A 15,118-nucleotide genomic window follows, 5' to 3' on the forward strand; every position below is an offset into this window, starting at 1 on the left:
TAGGAGCACGAGCACCTCACTGGGAGGCCCTGCCAATACCACCATTCACAGGGGCTCCCCCTTTCCCACCCGAGCTGGTGTGCTGAACAGTAGAGATATCGAAGACCTCTGGAACGAAGGAGCAGCAGATGCGCGCAGTCATCATGGACGCACCCGGCGATGTTCGAGTCGGCGAGCGGGAAGACCCGAGGATCATCGAACCCACCGACGCGGTGGTGAAGCTCACGGCCACCTGCATCTGCGGATCCGACCTGTGGCCCTACCGCGGCGCCGAGGAGGCCGACGGGCTGCTCATGGGCCACGAGTACGTGGGCGTGGTCGAAGAAATCGGCAGCGAGGTGCAGACCGTGAAGCCCGGCGACTTCGTCGTCGGTTCGTTCGTGATTTCCTGCGGCGAGTGCGAGATCTGCCGGGCCGGCTACCAGTCCCGCTGCGTGCACGCCGAGTTCGTGCACGGCGGAATCGGCACCCAGGCCGAGAGGGCGCGCATCCCCCTTGCGGACGGCACATTGGTCGCGACGCCCGGGCAGCCCGATCCCGAACTCATCCCGGCGCTTCTCGCGGCCTCCGACGTGCTCGGCACCGGCTGGTTCGCGGCCGTCGCCGCCGAGGCGGGCCCCGGCAAGACCGTCGCCGTCGTCGGCGACGGCGCGGTCGGACTCATGGGGGTCCTCGCGGCGAAGCATCTCGGAGCGGAGCGCATCATCGTCTCGTCCCGCCACTCGGATCGCCAGGCGCTCGCCCGCGAGTTCGGGGCGACCGACATCATCGAGGAGCGCGGCGACGAGGCGGCGGCGAGGATCAAGGAACTCACCAACGGCTATGGCGCCCACTGCGCGATCGAGGCCGTCGGCACCCAGGAGTCGATGATGCAGGCCATCCGCTCGACCCGCCCCGGCGGGCACGTCGGCTTCGTCGGCGTCTCGCACGGCGTCGAACTGCCCGGGGGCGAGCTGTTCTTCTCCGAGATTCACCTCCACGGCGGGCCCGCTCCCGTGCGCCGCTTCCTGCCCGAGCTCATCCAGCTCATCTGGGATCGCAAGATCGACCCCGGTAAGGTCTTCGATCTCACGCTGCCTCTCGATCAGGCGGCCGAGGGCTACCGGGCGATGGATCAGCGCGAGGCCACGAAGGTGCTGCTCACGCTGTAGCCTCCACCGGTCTGCGGAGTCTCCGGGCGGAGCGCGTCGACCGGGGCGCCGAGCCCGAGGGGTGCTGGTGAAACCGAGCAGTCCTGACGAAAGGGCTTGGGATCGGCGGAGAGGGTAACGCGGTGCAACGAGGAGAGCCTCGCTGCGATACGCTGGAACCCTTGCCTCCGTAGCTCAGTGGATAGAGCAACGGCCTTCTAATCCGTTGGTCGCAGGTTCGAATCCTGCCGGGGGCACTCTATTTGCCCAGCGCAACGGCCACCCAGCCCCCGCCTACGCCGAGCGGCGCCGGTACGCGAGCATCGCGAACCCGGCCGCGACCGCCAGGATGCCGAGGCACCAGGCGAGCGCAATCCAGATGTCCCCGCTCACCGGCTGCTGCGCGAGCAGGCCGCGGATCGCGTCCACGATCGACGTCACCGGCTGATTCTCGGCGAAGAACCGCACCGGGCCGGGCATCGTGTCGGTCGGCACGAACGCCGAGCTCACGAAGGGCAGAAAGATCAGCGGGTACGAGAATGCCACGGCACCGTCGAGGCTCTTCGCCAGGAGCCCCGGAATCACGGCGATCCAGGTCAGAGCGAGGGTGAAGAGCACCAGCACTCCGAGCACCGCCAGCCACGCGCCGATCCCCGCTCCGCTCCTGAACCCGAGCAGCAGGGCGACCAGCACGACGGCCGCGAGCGAGATCAGGTTCGCGACGAGCGAGGTGAGCACGTGCGCCCAGAGCACCGAGGAGCGGGCGATGGGCATCGACTGGAAGCGCTCGAAGATCCCGGTGTGCAGATCCTGGAACAGCCGCATCGCGGTGTAGGACACCCCCGAGGCGATCGTGATGAGCAGGATCCCCGGCAGCATGTAGTCGATGTACGACGCGTCACCGGTGTCGATGGCGCCTCCGAGCACGAAGACGAACATCAGCATGATCGCGATCGGCATGATCGCGGTGGTGATGAGCGTGTCGGGGCTCCGCAGCACGTGTCGCATGAGCCGCGCGTGCAGCACCCCCGTGTCCTGCAGAAGATGACCGTTCATTTCGATGCTCCCGTCGTGCCGCCGGCCCCGGTGACTGCGAGGAAGACCTCTTCGAGCGACGGCTGCTTCTCGATGTACTCGACCCGCGCCGGCGGCAGCAGTCCTTTCAGTTGCTGCAGCGTGCCGTTCGCGATGATCCGGCCCTCGTGCAGGATCGCGATCCGATCCGCGAGATGCTCGGCCTCCTCGAGGTACTGCGTGGTGAGCAGCACCGTCGTCCCCGCCCGAGCGAGCTCGCCCACCGCCTGCCAGACCTCGATCCGCGCTTCGGGATCGAGACCGACCGTCGGCTCGTCGAGGAAGATCACTTCGGGATCGCCGATGAGGCTCATCGCGATGTCGAGTCGGCGGCGCATGCCGCCCGAGTACTCCGCGACCCGCCGATCCGCCGCATCCTCGAGCGAGAATCGGCGAAGGAGTTCCCGCGAGACCGAGGCGGGATCCGCGACGTGCCGGAGCCTCGCCATCAGCGAGAGGTTCTCGGCACCGGTCAGGATCTCGTCGACCGCGGCGAACTGTCCGGTGAGGCTGATGCGACGACGCACCTCGGCGGGGTCGCTCGCGAGGTCGAATCCCGCCACCGAGGCGGCCCCGGAGTCCGCGCTCAGCAGCGTGGAGAGGATCCTCACCAGCGTCGTCTTCCCCGCCCCGTTGGATCCGAGGAGGGCGCAGATCGTGCCGCGCTCGACCTCGAGGTCGACGCCGCGCAGCACCCGCTGGCTCCCGAACGCCCTGGTGAGGCCTTCGATGCGGATCGCCGGGGATGTCATGATCGCCCCTCTCCGGCGTCGGGCCCGGCGGTTTTCGAGCCGTCGAGTTCATCGATCGCGGCGATGAGCCGGCGGCGCTCCTTGATGATCCACTGCCCCTCCGCATAGTTCGCGAGGAACAGCTCGGCGAACTCGACGGGGTCATCGCCGACGATCTGCCGGATCGACGTGCCGTCCGCCGCGGCGCTCTCGAAGAGATCGGCGAGATCCTCCGTCATCCGCACGAGCACGTCCCCCTTCGAGATGGCGCCGAAGCGCATGAGGTAGCGTTCGACGGCCTGCGCCGCTCCGCGGTAGTCGCTCGGGAGGGCCTTGATGCGACGCTGGGAATCCCGCCAGCGCCGCTTCTCGCCGAGGTCGCCGATGATGGTGTCGAGGAATGTGCTCATTGGTTTGCTCCTTCTCGAAGTGCTGCGATGCGGTGGGCGAGGAAGTCCCATGACAGCCAGAACTCCTCGAGATAGGCGCTGCCCGCCGCGTTGACGGAGTAGACCTTGCGGGGCGGCCCCTTCTCGGACGGCGTCTTGACGACGTCGACGAGGCCGCGCTGCTCGATGCGCACGAGGAGGGCGTAGACGGTGCCCTCCGCGGTATCTGCGAAGCCGAGTTGCTGCAGCCTGGCCCTTATCTCGTAACCGTGCCCCGGTCGCTCGGAGATGATGGCGAGCACGATGCCCTCCAGAACCCCCTTGAGCATCTCGGTCATCTGCTTGGCCATGCGCCACCCTCCACTACCTAGCAATGCTGTGTACCACTACACTGTAACGCTGAGTAGTGGTCCGCGCAAGCGCTGCGCCAGGATCGCGAGCCACCCCGCCGGTAGGATCGTCGAGTGCGCGCAACCACCCGACCCCGACTCCCCTTCGAGGTCTGGGCGCTGGTGGCGGGCGGCTTCACGGTCGCGCTCGGCTACGGCGTGGTCGCCCCCGCGATCCCTCAGTTCGCGCTCGAGTTCGGGGTTTCCGCGTTCGCCGCCTCGGCCATCGTCAGCGCCTTCGCGCTCATGCGCCTGCTCTGCGCCCCGCTGGCCGGGTGGGTCGTGGGGCGCCTCGGCGAGCGGCGCACCTACACGATCGGCATCCTCATCGTCGCGCTCTCGACCGGCGCTGCCGCGCTGGCCGCTGATTACACGCAGTTCGTGGTGCTGCGCGGCCTCGGCGGCATCGGATCGACCATGTTCACGGTCGCCGCGACCGCGCTGCTCGTGAAGGTCAGCCCGCCGAACGCCCGGGGTCGGGTCGCGAGCCTCAACGCGGCCGGTTTCCTGCTCGGCGGCCTGCTCGGCCCCGTCTTCGGAGGCATCGTCGCGGGCTTCGGCCTGCGCGCCCCCTTCGTGTTCTACTTCGTGACGCTGCTCGCGGCGGCAACCGTCGTAGCCGTCGCGCTGCGCCGCTCTCAGGCCGCAGGATCCCCGGCGCCTTTGAGCGGCGCGGAAGCGGAGGGCGGATCGACGCTGCAGTTCCGGCAGGCCCTCGCCGTGCCGCAGTACCGCGCCCTGCTGCTGTCGGTGTTCGCGTTCGGCTGGGCCTCGTACGGCGTGCGCGTCTCAGTCGTGCCGATCCTCGTCGCCGTCGCCTTCGACGGCGACGCGACCATCGCCGCCTGGGTGCTCGCGGCCTACGCGGCCGGCAACGCGGTGCTCATCTTCCCGTCGGGCCGCTGGAACGACAGCCTCGGCCGCAAGCCCGTGCTCATCGCGGGCATGGCGGTGCTCACTGTCGCCTACGCCGCGGTGCCCGCCTCCCCCGGCGTGTGGGTCGCCGCCGCCGTCATGTTCGTCGCGGGGGCGGGATCCGCGCTCGTCAACCCCGGGCAGCAGGCGGTGCTCGCCGACGTGCTCGGGCAGCGGCGCGGCGGCCAGGTCGTCGCCGGCTACTCGATGATGAGCGACCTCGGCGGAGTGCTCGGCCCCGCCATCGCGGGCGCCGTCGTCGATCTCGGTGGCTTCGGTTGGGCGTTCGGGATCACGGCGGCGCTGCTCGCCGCGGCGACTCTCGCGTGGACCGCGGTTGCCGACTCGCGACGGCTCGAACAGCGCTGAGCGCACCCGGCGGGCCTCGAACGGCCCTGAGAGCAGGCGCTGCGGGCGCTCAGCCCTCGAGGTCGTCGACGCCCGGCAGCCAGCTCAGGCCCGGACGTCCCCACCCGTTCTTGCGCTGGGCCTTCTGCGCTCCGCGGTTCTCCGGGTGCACCAGCCGATCGACGTAGAGCAGACCGTTCAGGTGGTCGAACTCGTGCTGCAGCACTCGGGCGAACCATCCGCTCGCCGTGATCTCGAACGGCTTCCCGTCGACATCCTGGGCGCGCAGCAGCGCTCGCGACGAACGGCGCAGCGCGAAACGCTCCCCCGGGAACGACAGGCAGCCCTCGACCTCGTCCTCACCGGGCAGGCCCGGCTCGAGCGGGGCGATCCAGAGCTCGGGGTTGATCGCCGCGCCCTGGGCCGGCGCCTCATCCTGATCCTCGTACATCCACACGAAGACCCGCTTGCCGACCCCCACCTGGGGCGCGGCGAGCCCGACGCCTGGAGCTGCCACCGTCGTCTCGAACATGTCGTCGACGAGCGTGCGCAACTCGGCATCGAACTCGGTCACGGGTGCTGCGGGGCGGTGGAGCACCGGCTCGCCGGAGATCACGATGGGAAGAACTGCCATGCCCTCCAGTCTAGAGGCGAGGCGCCGCGCGCCGTGCCGACGATAGACTGACCCGGTGCGGGATCCGCGATCCCGAGCGGCCCCGAGCAGGAACGAGGAACCACAGTGTCGAACACCCCAGCGGATCAGATCGTCTGGATCGACTGCGAGATGACCGGTCTCGATGTGGACCGAGACGGCCTCTGCGAGATCGCGGTCATCGTGACCGACTTCGAGCTCGCTCCTCTTGATCCCGGATTCGAGATCGTCATCAACCCCGGCCCCGAGGCGCTCGCCCACATGAACGACTTCGTGCGCTCCATGCACACCGAGTCGGGCCTCCTCCCCCGCATCGAGAACGGCGTGTCTCTCGAAGAGGCCGAGCAGCGCGTGCTCGACTACCTGAGCCGACTCGTCACCCCCGGCAGGCGCCCCCTCGTCGCGGGCAACACGATCGGCATGGATCGCCGCTTCGTCTCGAAGTACCTGCCGAAACTCGACGAACGCCTGCACTACCGCAGCATCGACGTCTCCACGATCAAGGAGCTGAGCCGCCGCTGGTACCCCGCCGCCTACTTCGGTGCCCCGGCGAAGCGCGGAGGGCACCGCGCGCTCGCGGACATCGCCGAATCGATCCAGGAGCTCGCCTATTTCCGCAGCACCGCGATGATCCCCGCACCCGGCCCCGACAAGGCAGCCTCCGAAGCCGTGGCACGCACGGTGAGCGAGCGCTACTCGTCGCTCATCGACGGGCCGCAGCCGCTCGACACCGCCCTCGAGCGCTGACCGCGGAGCAGGTCACCGGTGTTCAGGGTCTTGGATACGACGCGAAAAGGCAATCTCTTCTCCACCCCCTTCGCCGTATTCGCGCTGTGCGTGATCGGGTACGGCGCCTACCGCCTCACCGATGCAAGGCCCGAGTCGTGGACCCTCGTGCTCGCGGTCATCCTCGGCGTGCTCATCTGCAGCCCGCTCCAGATCCGCGTCGGCCGCGCCCCAGGATTCCCCCTCGTCGGGGTGGCGATCGTCATGCTCGCGATCCCGCCCGTGCGGGAGCTCCCCATCCTCAGCGTCTCCATCTGGGCGATCGGCATACTGCTGTCCCAGCTCGTCATCCGCCGCAGCCTGATGCACGCGCTGTACGTGACCGGTCTCGGCTCGGCGGCAGCCTCCGCCTTCGTGCTGATCCACGTCGGCCTGACCGACCGCGGTGTCTGGTCGTCGGTGGGTTTCATCGTCGCGACCCTCGTCTACTACGCGATCTTCCTGGTCGGCGAATTCGCGCGGCACCGGATCGGCACGCCGCCGGGCCGGATCCTCGGTTTCACCCGCATCTCCCCGATCCGACTCGGCTCCGTGATCCTCGTCGTCGCGATGACCGCGACGATCATGCGGTTCGCAGATACCGCCGTCATCCCCTGGCTCGAGCAGGATCCGCACACCCGGCTCACCCCCTTCATCGTGCTCCTCGTCGCCTCGATCGCCTACATGCTCGCGCAGCGAAGCCGCTTCGCAGGCATCGAACGACGCCTGAGCCGTCTCGTGGACGCGGCGGTCGAGCTTCCCATGGCGGCAGCGAGAGACGAGCTCTCCGACGCACTGCTGACGCGCGCCCGAAGGGTCGTGCAGGCCGGCTCGATCGAGCTTCGCGCCGCGCCTCCCGAGCGCAACGAGATCGGCGCGAAGATCGAGCTCGACCCCGGCATCGAACAGCACCTGGTGGCATCTCGGAAGATCGGCGGAGGCCTCTTCCTCAGAGAGGACGAGCGCGCGCTCGCGACCCTCGCCCACCTCGCGACCGAGACCGCTCGCACCAGGCACGAGATCGAGAGCCTCGAGACCCGCGCCGACAGCGACGCGCTGACCGGGCTGCCGAACTACGGCGCCTTCCAGAAGGCGCTCGCCGACGCCAACGAGAATCGCTCGTACCACGAAGGCATCGCTCTGCTCTTCATCGACCTCGACAACTTCAAGAAGCTCAACGACGGCTTCGGTCACCGCATCGGCGACGAACTGCTCAAGGTCATCGCCGGCCGCCTGCGCAGCGCCGCGGGAGGCGGCGACTTCGTCTCGCGGGTCGGCGGAGACGAGTTCGTCGTGATCTTCTCGGATCTCGACTCGCTCGAACAGGCCCGCACCTCGTCGGAGCGGATCGTCGCGGCCGCGAGCCAGCCCCTCACCGTCGAGGGACGCTGCATGCGCCCCACCCTGAGCGCGGGTCTCGCGTTCTCCAGCCACAGAGAGCTCGACGCCCAGTCCCTCGTGGAGGATGCGGATCGCGCCATGCTGAACGTCAAGCGCTCGCGCCGCAGCGGAGATCAGGCCTCGGAGAGCAGCCTCGGCGTGTCGTCCCATCGGGCGGCGCGGACCAACGACATCGTCGCGAGAGCGATCCGCGAGGACCGCCTGGTGCTCGCGTTCCAGCCGATCGTCGACATCCAGCAGGGCGAGATCTGGGCGTTCGAGGCGCTCGTGCGCTACGTCGACCCCGAGCTCGGGCCGGTGTCCCCGCCCTCCCTCGTAGCACGCGCCAAGAGTCTCGGCCTCATGAACGAACTCACGCGACAGGTCATCACCAAGGCACTCGACGCGGCGGAGGAGTTCCGCAGGCTCGAGCCCGGCATCCGCTGCATCACCGTCAATCTCGAGCTCGGCCAGATCACCGAGGCCGAGCTCGGTCCGTTCGTGCGGGAGGCGGCCCGCCTGCACCCCGACATCGCGCTGTGCATCGAGCTCAACGAGCGCTCGCTGCATGCCGTGACCGACGAACTGCGACGCGACGCCGAGATCATGCAGAGCGCCGGAGTGCTCATCGCGCTCGACGACTACGGTTCGGAGGCCTCGTCGGTCGGCGCACTGGTCCACTTCCCGATGAACATCCTCAAGATCGACAAGAGCCTGATCGACAATCTCGATGACACGCGGCAGCGGGAGGTCATCAAAGCGCTGCAGGGCTTCGGCGACAACCTCGACTACACCGTGATCGTCGAGGGCATCGAGAACCGGGAGATGGCGGAGATCCTCGGCGGCCTGGGCGTGCGCAGCGTGCAGGGCTACTACTTCGGTCGGCCGATCTCGCACATGCTCACCGTCGAGCGCCTCCAGCGGTGGGGCAGACGAGCGGTGATCGGCTGAGCCGTCAGCGTGAAGCCTCTGCTGAAGAGCGGAGCGCTAGTACCCCGCGGCCGATCCCGCCTGCGGCGTCACGTCGATGCCGCCGCTGAGGCGCGCGATCGCGTCCTCGGGCACGAAGGCCGGGTCGAGTTCGAAGAAGGCATCGAGCACACCCATGAAGGCGATGGACGCCACCGACCAGCTCTCCGTCGCGTCCGCCGACGGCAGATCGAAGTGGGCGTCGACGAGCGCCGGAACCGTCTCGCGCACGATGCCGAGGCCCTCGATGACCGAGGCGGCCGCGATCACGAACGGCTGGTAGTCGTTATGGAACCCGGCACGCAGGCGGTATCCCATGGTCGGCATCAGGTTGCGGTAGAAGCTCTCCATGGTGTCGACGAAGGAGAGCTCGCTCGCCCGCAGCGCATCGAGCATGCGGGTGCGGGCGTCGGGATCCGGCCATGAGATGATCGTCGTCGACAGCGCGGCGTAGGTGCGCCACTTGCTGGAGGCCGTCACCACCTCGAAGTTGTATTTGGTCACGATGCGCACCAGGTCGATGAGCACACCGCGGCGCCCCTCGGCTGTGCGCAGGTCGTCCACGCGCGTGCCCAGGTACTGCCAGGTGGAGAGCAGCGTCTGAGTGTCGGCACGGTCGATGCGCGCCTGGTTCGCCAGTTCGCAAAACAGGTCGGCCAGAAAGGAATCGGCCGACGGCCAGATCTTCGTGAACTGCCGAACAGGCACTCCGGCATCGCTCGCCAGCCTTTCGACGAGCTCGCTGTTCATGCCGAGCGACAAGCCCGTCTCCTCCACGTGCCGGATCGCCCGATCCAGCACTCTGGCACGAGCGTCGTCGAGACCAGACTGGGGCCGCTGATTGCCGCCCCGCTTCCAATTCTCTTCCGACACGGTATCCCCTCACGCTCCGCCACAGGTGGGTAAATGCTACCAACCGGGCGCCTTTCTCCGCAGCAGGCGCGCAGGCGCGTTCCGCTCCCTTCGGAACAGCAGTTCCTGTTAGTCTTGTCCCCTGCAATCGCGCGACAGCGATCGCAAAACAGAACAGAGGATCTCCGCGAGATGAGCTTGGATACTGTGATGCTCGGGAACGAACCCCGGAGCGACGCGGAGGCCCCGCTTCCCCCCTCCTCCTACCGCATCACGCGGGTGCAGACGGAAGAGGAACTGCGGACATGGCGGCTGGTGCGCCAGAACGTCTACCTCGAAGAGGGTCTCTTCACCGAGGACGACGTCGACGAGCCCGTCTACACCGACCGCTACGACGACTACTCCGAGCACTTTCTCGCGTGGGATCACGCCGGCGCGCCCGTGGCGACCGCGCGCCTCATCTTCGGATCGGAGCAGCATGCGCGCCCGCTCCAGGTGGAGTCGGCCTTCGACGTGACCCCCGAGCCCGACAGCGCCGAGATCTCGGGCTTCGCCGTGGTGCGCGAGCACCGCGCCGGACTGGCGCAGGTCGGACTGATGCGCGCGCTCTTCGAGAGGCTCCACGAGCTCGGGATCGAGCACTGCTACGCCGAGGTCGAGCCCTGGTTCTTCAAGGCCCTCACCCGGTTCGGGTACCCGGTCACCCGCATCAGCGAGTCGCAGTTCGTCTTCAACGCCGAGAACTTCGTGATCTACATGCGGCTCGAGGATTTCTGGGAGGGCGCGAGAGCGGATATCGCCGAGAAGAAGCGGAGCATCCGCGGCACCTACTACTCGCACCCCTGGGACGGCACCATCGGTCGGAAGCACCTGGTCTACCGTGATCGATGACGCTCGAACTCCGGAGCATCTCGACCGGAGTCGCGGCATCTTCACCGCCGCCGAACTCGCGGTACTGGCCTCCTCGACCGTCTCGATCGCGGGCGTCGGAGGCGTCGGAGGGCGCGTGGCGGAGGTGCTCGCCCGGTCGGGCGTGGGCAGGCTGCGCCTCGCCGATCCCGATACCTTCTCCGTCTCGAACCTGAATCGCCAGGCTGCGTCGACGCTCGCAACGGTCGGCCGCAACAAGAGCGAGGTCGTCGCCGAGCTGTGCCGCGCGGTCTCGCCCTCGGTCGAGGTGCGCACCTGGCCTGCCGGAATCACTGCCGAGAACCTCGACGGATTCATCGAGGGCGCTGACGCGGTGGTGGACGGCACCGACTACACCGTGCCGTCGCTCGGGCTCCGGCTCGCGCGCACCGCGACCTCGGCGGGGCTGCCCGTCGCGCTCGGAGTCGAGGTGGCCTTCGGTGCGTGGCATACCGTACTGACCCGGCCGACGCACTTCGAGGACCTCATGGGACTGCCTCGCGGCATCGATTTCGACGCCCTCGACAGCGGCGAGGTCTCGATCCCGCTCTGGCGATGGGTGCAGCGCATTCCGCCCTACCTGAGCGCGCAGACCCTGCGCGCGGTCGAGCAGGGCGAGATCGAGGCTCCCGCGATCGCGCCGGCCGTCGAGATCTCGGCCGCGATGCTCGCGACCGACGTCGTGCAGCTCCTACTGGGCCGCAAGCCCGCGATCGAGGCGCCCCGCGTGCACGGCGTGGACGTGCGATCCGGCCGCTCGTGGCGAGGCCGTCCCAGCAAGGCCCGCTTCATGATGACCGCGCTACGAGCCTCCCTGCGACGCTAGGGCCTGCACCCTGGCGACGATGGAGAGCGCCGCCGGAGCCAGGCGGGCCGCAGAACGCGTTTCGCTCCTTCTAATAAAAGAAAACCCGACCCCTGAGGGGCCGGGTGGTGTGGATCCAGGTTAGCACGGATCACCACTTCGGTGGCTTCCTGATCTTGGTTCCGATCGCATGCGGGAGTTGGTTCCGATACCAGTCGTCGGGCCGCATCTGGTACCACCAGTGATCACCGGCGCCGTTGGATGGTCGGCCTGCGAGTTTGCCTGCTCGGTAGCCTTTCGTCGGGTTGATCAACCCCACTGGAACGAGGTCACGCACGTAGTTGATCGGAAACGCCAGGTCGCTGTCATTCGAAATCACCAGAGCCGCATCGATGGCTCCAGTGAGAACGTCGATGAGCAGATGGGAAGCAACGTTGACATCGGACCCCTTCTCCTCGCGTCGCGCGATGGAAGCCATAAATCTCGCATCGGGCACGTCGCCCTCGGAGCCGTCCTGCACCATAATCGGCCACTGCGGGTGTGAGATGACCGGCTTCCCGTTTCTCCCTGCAACGGCGAGCGGTGCCGTCGCGACTCGGGCAACATAGTTGCCAAAGGCGATGTGTGTCGCCGCACCGGATTGTTCCAGTGCCCGCAGGTACACGTCCTGTTCACGCTGACCCTCAGGGTTGCTCGCGCCGCTGATTCTGGCGGTGCAGTAGGTGACTGTCTCGATAGTCGGATCAATCCATCGTGAATGAGCCGAAACAAGATCTTTAGCTAACGCCATGATGTCGAGCCACCTCCATCCAGCCGTGGATCGACCGCAGATACCTCGACCCCCGTAATAGAGGTTGTATCCGTCGATGTAGACGCCGATTCTCATGGGGCGAGGTTAGATCATGCGTCCGACATTCAACCTCTCTCGGGAGTACGGTGAGGTATGGCCGGTGACGCGAGAGACCAACCCGAGCTGCCCGAGTCACCATGCCGCACCACGCAGAATATACGGATGATCAGGTGCTTCAAAAAGAAATCTGCCCCCGGCTCGTAAACCGGGGGCAGATTCATCAGGGTGGCTAACGGGACTTGAACCCGCGACCACCGGCACCACAAGCCGGTGCTCTACCGACTGAGCTATAGCCACCATGCTGTCCGCATTCGCCGAGGCGAACGAGGCAACCCCACGATCATAGCCCATGGATGCCCTCCCGCGCCAAATCGGACACGCGGGGCGCGCGTCCCGGATCCCGATCCCCGCGGCCCAGGCGGTTCCGAATCTCCTGAGCACGCGCCACGGCTTTCTGTGTAGGGTGAAAACATGCTCGAGATGTCGCACGAGGAGTTCGAATCGCTGGTCGCAGACGGCCTCGATTCGCTGCACGACGACATGCTCGCGCAGCTCGACAACGTGATCTTCCTGGTCGAGGATCGGCCGTCCGACGGTAGCGATATCCTCGGCGTCTACGAGGGCTTCTCCCTCGCCGAGCGCGATGTCTACGGCTACGGCGAGGAGCCGGATCGCATCATCCTCTTCCGGGAGAACCTGCTCTCGCACTGCGCCGACCTCGACGAGCTCGTCGCGGAGATCCGCATCACCCTCGTGCACGAGATCGCGCATTTCTACGGTATCGGCGAGCAGCGCATCCACGAACTCGGGTGGGGTTGAGGCGGTGACCGTGATGAGCGCGACGAGAACCGGCGCGGATCGGCGCGAGGCCCGGCAGGCGGCCATCGAGCCGGTGTGGCAGACGGTGGTGTGGGACGACCCCGTGAACCTGATGTCCTACGTCGCCTACGTCTTCCAGGTCCACTTCGGCTTCGATCGGGATCGGGCGGAGGAGTTGATGCTGCAGGTGCACCATCGGGGCAACGCCGTGGTGGCGGAGGGCGGACGCGAGGCGATGGAGATGCACGTGGAGGCGATGCACGGCTACGGCCTGTGGGCGACGGTGCGGCAGGCGGGTGGCGAATGAGGCTGCTGCCGCTGCAGGACGGCGGATTGCGATTGCTGCTCGAGCACGACGAGGCCTCGATGCTGGATCAGCTGGTGACCCAGCTCATCCACCTGCTCCAGAGTCACAGCAGCACGGCGCTCGACCCCGACCCGCTCTTCGCGAGCCTCGAGGTCGGCGGTTCCGACGAGGCGCCCGAGGACCCGGCGCTCGCGAGGCTCTTCCCCGATGCTTACGAGACTCAGGACGACGCCGGCGCCTTCCGGCGGGTCACCGAGCAAGGTTTGCTCAACCGCAAGCTGCAGGACGCGATGCAGCTCACCTCCGCGCTGGGGCTCGGCGGCAGCGTCGACGGCGAGTCGCGTGCGATCGAGGTCGACATCCCCGTGACCGAACTGCCCGCCTGGGCGCGCACGCTGACCGCGCTGCGACTCGCGATCGCCGCCCGCATCGGCCTCGACGCCGCCGGCGACCACGCTTCGCTACTCGACGATGACGAGACGCGCGGCACCGTGATGGTCTTCGACTGGCTCGCCGCGATCCTCGAATCCGTGCTGGCCGTGATGGGCGCGGATCGCGGGGACGACACGGTCGGGGGCTAGTCGGGCGGCTGCAGGGAGCGCGGATCGACCACCTCGTCGCGATCCTCCAGCAGGCTCGCGGGCCTCACCCCGGCCGCCCCGAAGCGATCCGCCACCTGATCGACGGCCTGGTCGACGGCCTTCCAGTGCTCGTCATCGCTCCAGAGCGCCGCGGCGTCGGCTCCGGCGGGGACCAGCTGCTCGGCTCGCACCCCGATGAGGCGCACGGGACGCCCGGCCGAACGAAGGCCGTCGAAGAGCTCGACCGCGGTGCGGTAGATCCGCTGCGAGGAGTTGGTCGCCTCCGCGAGCGTGCGCGAGCGGGTGACAGTGTCGAAGTTCTCCCACCGCACCTTGATCGACACGGTGCGCGCCTCGGCGCACGCGGCGCGCAGCCGCTCCCCCGTGCGCGTCGCGAGACGCAGCAGCTCGCGCTGCAGCTTCTCGCCGTCGCGCACGTCGACGGCGAAGGTCTCCTCGTGCCCGATGCTCTTCTCCACCCGCGAGGTCTCGACGCGTCGTGCATCGCGGCCGTTCGCGAGCTCGTGCAGCCGACGCGCATTCGCGGCTCCCACGATCCGCTCGAGCGACGGCAGCGGCTCCCTCGCGAGGTCCGCGACGGTGCGGATCGCGCGGGCCTGCAGCGCTCGCGAAGTTGCTCGCCCCACTCCCCACATCGCCTCGATGGGCAACGGGTGCAGGAACTCCAGCGTGCGCTCCGGCGGCACCTCGAGCACACCGTCCGGCTTGGCGCGCTGCGAGGCGAGCTTCGCCACGAATTTCGTGCCGGCCAGCCCGACCGAGGCGGGAAGGCCCGTGCGCTCGCGCACCCTCTCGCGCAGCTGCCGGGCGATCTCCGCGGGCGGACCGAACAGCCGCACCGATCCCGCGACATCGAGGAACGCCTCGTCGATGCTCAGCGGCTCGACCAGCGGCGTGAACTCCTCGAAGATCGCCATGACCTGCTTCGAGGCGCGGCGGTACTTCTCGAAGACGGGCGCCACGAGGATCAGCTGCGGGCAGAGCTGCTTGGCTCGGGCGACGGGCATCGCGGACCGCACGCCGAATCGCCTCGCCTCGTAGCTCGCGCTCGATACGACGGAACGAGCGGTGTCGTGCGCCGCGGCCACCGGCAGCCCGCGCAGCTCCGGCCGGTCGAGGAGTTCGACCGAGACGAAGAACGAGTCCATGTCCACGTGCAGAATCGAGGCGGAGCTCCGATTCCCGTCCGGCACCGGCGAGGTAGTTTCGCGTCGGCCCTCGCTCATGGCCGC

The 15,118-nt window shown here is 68.1% G+C and carries 17 protein-coding genes and 2 tRNA genes; 10 read left to right on the plus strand and 9 right to left on the minus strand.

Annotated elements, in window-relative coordinates:
* The first annotated feature begins 128 nt into the window (after window positions 1-128).
* Window positions 129-1,151, plus strand: a complete 1,023-nt coding sequence (locus KVY00_RS02750) for a zinc-dependent alcohol dehydrogenase family protein (RefSeq protein ID WP_223044225.1) — start codon at window positions 129-131, stop codon at window positions 1,149-1,151.
* A gap of 163 nt (window positions 1,152-1,314) precedes the next feature.
* Window positions 1,315-1,387 (plus strand) — tRNA-Arg (locus KVY00_RS02755).
* Window positions 1,388-1,424: 37 nt separating this feature from the next.
* Here KVY00_RS02755 and KVY00_RS02760 read toward each other — a convergent pair.
* Genes KVY00_RS02760 through KVY00_RS02775 form a run of 4 tightly spaced genes read right to left on the minus strand, consistent with a single transcriptional unit; the run spans window position 1,425 to window position 3,674 of the window.
* Window positions 1,425-2,186 (minus strand): ABC transporter permease, encoded by a 762-nt coding sequence (locus KVY00_RS02760; protein ID WP_223044226.1) that lies wholly within the window; start codon window positions 2,184-2,186, stop codon window positions 1,425-1,427.
* A complete protein-coding gene (locus KVY00_RS02765; protein WP_223044227.1) occupies window positions 2,183-2,956 on the minus strand; it encodes an ABC transporter ATP-binding protein in 774 nt (257 codons plus the stop codon). Before KVY00_RS02765 ends, KVY00_RS02760 begins: the two co-directional genes overlap by 4 nt.
* Entirely contained in the window at window positions 2,953-3,345 is a 393-nt protein-coding gene (locus tag KVY00_RS02770) for a DUF1048 domain-containing protein (protein WP_223044228.1), read from the minus strand. Before KVY00_RS02770 ends, KVY00_RS02765 begins: the two co-directional genes overlap by 4 nt.
* On the minus strand, window positions 3,342-3,674 hold the full coding sequence (locus KVY00_RS02775; RefSeq protein ID WP_223044229.1) for a PadR family transcriptional regulator: 333 nt from the start codon (window positions 3,672-3,674) through the stop codon (window positions 3,342-3,344). The genes KVY00_RS02770 and KVY00_RS02775 overlap by 4 nt, the downstream gene beginning before the upstream one ends.
* Before the next feature lie 114 nt (window positions 3,675-3,788).
* Here KVY00_RS02775 and KVY00_RS02780 point away from each other — a divergent pair, with 114 nt between their 5' ends.
* Window positions 3,789-4,997, plus strand: coding sequence for an MFS transporter (locus tag KVY00_RS02780; RefSeq protein WP_223044230.1), 1,209 nt, complete (start codon window positions 3,789-3,791; stop codon window positions 4,995-4,997).
* A gap of 49 nt (window positions 4,998-5,046) precedes the next feature.
* Here the strand turns inward: KVY00_RS02780 and def are convergent, their stop codons facing one another.
* The gene (gene def / locus KVY00_RS02785; RefSeq protein ID WP_223044231.1) at window positions 5,047-5,610 is read right to left on the minus strand and encodes a peptide deformylase; all 564 of its coding nucleotides are present in this window, start codon (window positions 5,608-5,610) and stop codon (window positions 5,047-5,049) included.
* A 105-nt stretch (window positions 5,611-5,715) separates the two neighbouring features.
* On the opposite strand from def, the gene orn reads away from it, so the two are divergent.
* Entirely contained in the window at window positions 5,716-6,375 is a 660-nt protein-coding gene (gene orn / locus KVY00_RS02790; RefSeq protein ID WP_223044232.1) for an oligoribonuclease, read from the plus strand.
* An 18-nt stretch (window positions 6,376-6,393) separates the two neighbouring features.
* Window positions 6,394-8,724 (plus strand): putative bifunctional diguanylate cyclase/phosphodiesterase, encoded by a 2,331-nt coding sequence (locus KVY00_RS02795; protein ID WP_223044233.1) that lies wholly within the window; start codon window positions 6,394-6,396, stop codon window positions 8,722-8,724.
* 36 nt (window positions 8,725-8,760) lie between these two features.
* Here the strand turns inward: KVY00_RS02795 and KVY00_RS02800 are convergent, their stop codons facing one another.
* Entirely contained in the window at window positions 8,761-9,615 is an 855-nt protein-coding gene (locus KVY00_RS02800; RefSeq protein WP_223044234.1) for a hypothetical protein, read from the minus strand.
* A gap of 171 nt (window positions 9,616-9,786) precedes the next feature.
* Here KVY00_RS02800 and KVY00_RS02805 point away from each other — a divergent pair, with 171 nt between their 5' ends.
* Both KVY00_RS02805 and KVY00_RS02810 read left to right on the plus strand, forming a co-directional pair.
* Entirely contained in the window at window positions 9,787-10,485 is a 699-nt protein-coding gene (locus KVY00_RS02805; RefSeq protein WP_223044235.1) for a GNAT family N-acetyltransferase, read from the plus strand.
* Entirely contained in the window at window positions 10,475-11,329 is an 855-nt protein-coding gene (locus KVY00_RS02810; protein ID WP_223044236.1) for a ThiF family adenylyltransferase, read from the plus strand. The genes KVY00_RS02805 and KVY00_RS02810 overlap by 11 nt, the downstream gene beginning before the upstream one ends.
* Window positions 11,330-11,459: 130 nt before the next feature.
* On the opposite strand, the gene KVY00_RS02815 is transcribed toward KVY00_RS02810, so the two are convergent.
* Together KVY00_RS02815 and KVY00_RS02820 are read right to left on the minus strand one after the other, a co-directional pair.
* Window positions 11,460-12,194, minus strand: coding sequence for an NYN domain-containing protein (locus KVY00_RS02815; RefSeq protein WP_223044237.1), 735 nt, complete (start codon window positions 12,192-12,194; stop codon window positions 11,460-11,462).
* 188 nt (window positions 12,195-12,382) lie between these two features.
* Window positions 12,383-12,455 (minus strand) — tRNA-His (locus tag KVY00_RS02820).
* Window positions 12,456-12,629: 174 nt separating this feature from the next.
* Between KVY00_RS02820 and KVY00_RS02825 the strand changes: the two genes are divergently transcribed.
* From KVY00_RS02825 to KVY00_RS02835, 3 genes are read left to right on the plus strand one after another with little or no spacing between them, the layout of a single operon-like run.
* The gene (locus KVY00_RS02825; protein WP_223044238.1) at window positions 12,630-12,977 is read left to right on the plus strand and encodes a metallopeptidase family protein; all 348 of its coding nucleotides are present in this window, start codon (window positions 12,630-12,632) and stop codon (window positions 12,975-12,977) included.
* A 13-nt stretch (window positions 12,978-12,990) separates the two neighbouring features.
* A complete protein-coding gene (clpS, locus tag KVY00_RS02830) occupies window positions 12,991-13,284 on the plus strand; it encodes an ATP-dependent Clp protease adapter ClpS (protein WP_223044239.1) in 294 nt (97 codons plus the stop codon).
* A complete protein-coding gene (locus KVY00_RS02835; RefSeq protein ID WP_223044240.1) occupies window positions 13,281-13,865 on the plus strand; it encodes a DUF2017 family protein in 585 nt (194 codons plus the stop codon). The genes clpS and KVY00_RS02835 overlap by 4 nt, the downstream gene beginning before the upstream one ends.
* Here KVY00_RS02835 and dinB read toward each other — a convergent pair.
* Window positions 13,862-15,112 (minus strand): DNA polymerase IV, encoded by a 1,251-nt coding sequence (gene dinB / locus KVY00_RS02840; protein WP_223044241.1) that lies wholly within the window; start codon window positions 15,110-15,112, stop codon window positions 13,862-13,864. The genes KVY00_RS02835 and dinB overlap by 4 nt on opposite strands.
* Window positions 15,113-15,118: the final 6 nt, after the last annotated feature.

The organism is Leucobacter tenebrionis, from assembly GCF_019884725.1.
Lineage (GTDB): Bacteria > Actinomycetota > Actinomycetes > Actinomycetales > Microbacteriaceae > Leucobacter > Leucobacter tenebrionis.

Coding starts and splice junctions, on each gene's coding strand:
- KVY00_RS02760 (WP_223044226.1), bottom strand. CDS start 2,186: ATGAACGGTCATCTTCTGCAGGACACGGGGGTGCTGCACGCGCGGCTC.
- KVY00_RS02805 (WP_223044235.1), top strand. CDS start 9,787: ATGAGCTTGGATACTGTGATGCTCGGGAACGAACCCCGGAGCGACGCG.
- def (WP_223044231.1), bottom strand. CDS start 5,610: ATGGCAGTTCTTCCCATCGTGATCTCCGGCGAGCCGGTGCTCCACCGC.
- dinB (WP_223044241.1), bottom strand. CDS start 15,112: ATGAGCGAGGGCCGACGCGAAACTACCTCGCCGGTGCCGGACGGGAAT.
- KVY00_RS02770 (WP_223044228.1), bottom strand. CDS start 3,345: ATGAGCACATTCCTCGACACCATCATCGGCGACCTCGGCGAGAAGCGG.
- clpS (WP_223044239.1), top strand. CDS start 12,991: ATGAGCGCGACGAGAACCGGCGCGGATCGGCGCGAGGCCCGGCAGGCG.
- KVY00_RS02835 (WP_223044240.1), top strand. CDS start 13,281: ATGAGGCTGCTGCCGCTGCAGGACGGCGGATTGCGATTGCTGCTCGAG.
- KVY00_RS02765 (WP_223044227.1), bottom strand. CDS start 2,956: ATGACATCCCCGGCGATCCGCATCGAAGGCCTCACCAGGGCGTTCGGG.
- KVY00_RS02775 (WP_223044229.1), bottom strand. CDS start 3,674: ATGGCCAAGCAGATGACCGAGATGCTCAAGGGGGTTCTGGAGGGCATC.
- KVY00_RS02825 (WP_223044238.1), top strand. CDS start 12,630: ATGCTCGAGATGTCGCACGAGGAGTTCGAATCGCTGGTCGCAGACGGC.
- KVY00_RS02750 (WP_223044225.1), top strand. CDS start 129: ATGCGCGCAGTCATCATGGACGCACCCGGCGATGTTCGAGTCGGCGAG.
- KVY00_RS02815 (WP_223044237.1), bottom strand. CDS start 12,194: ATGAGAATCGGCGTCTACATCGACGGATACAACCTCTATTACGGGGGT.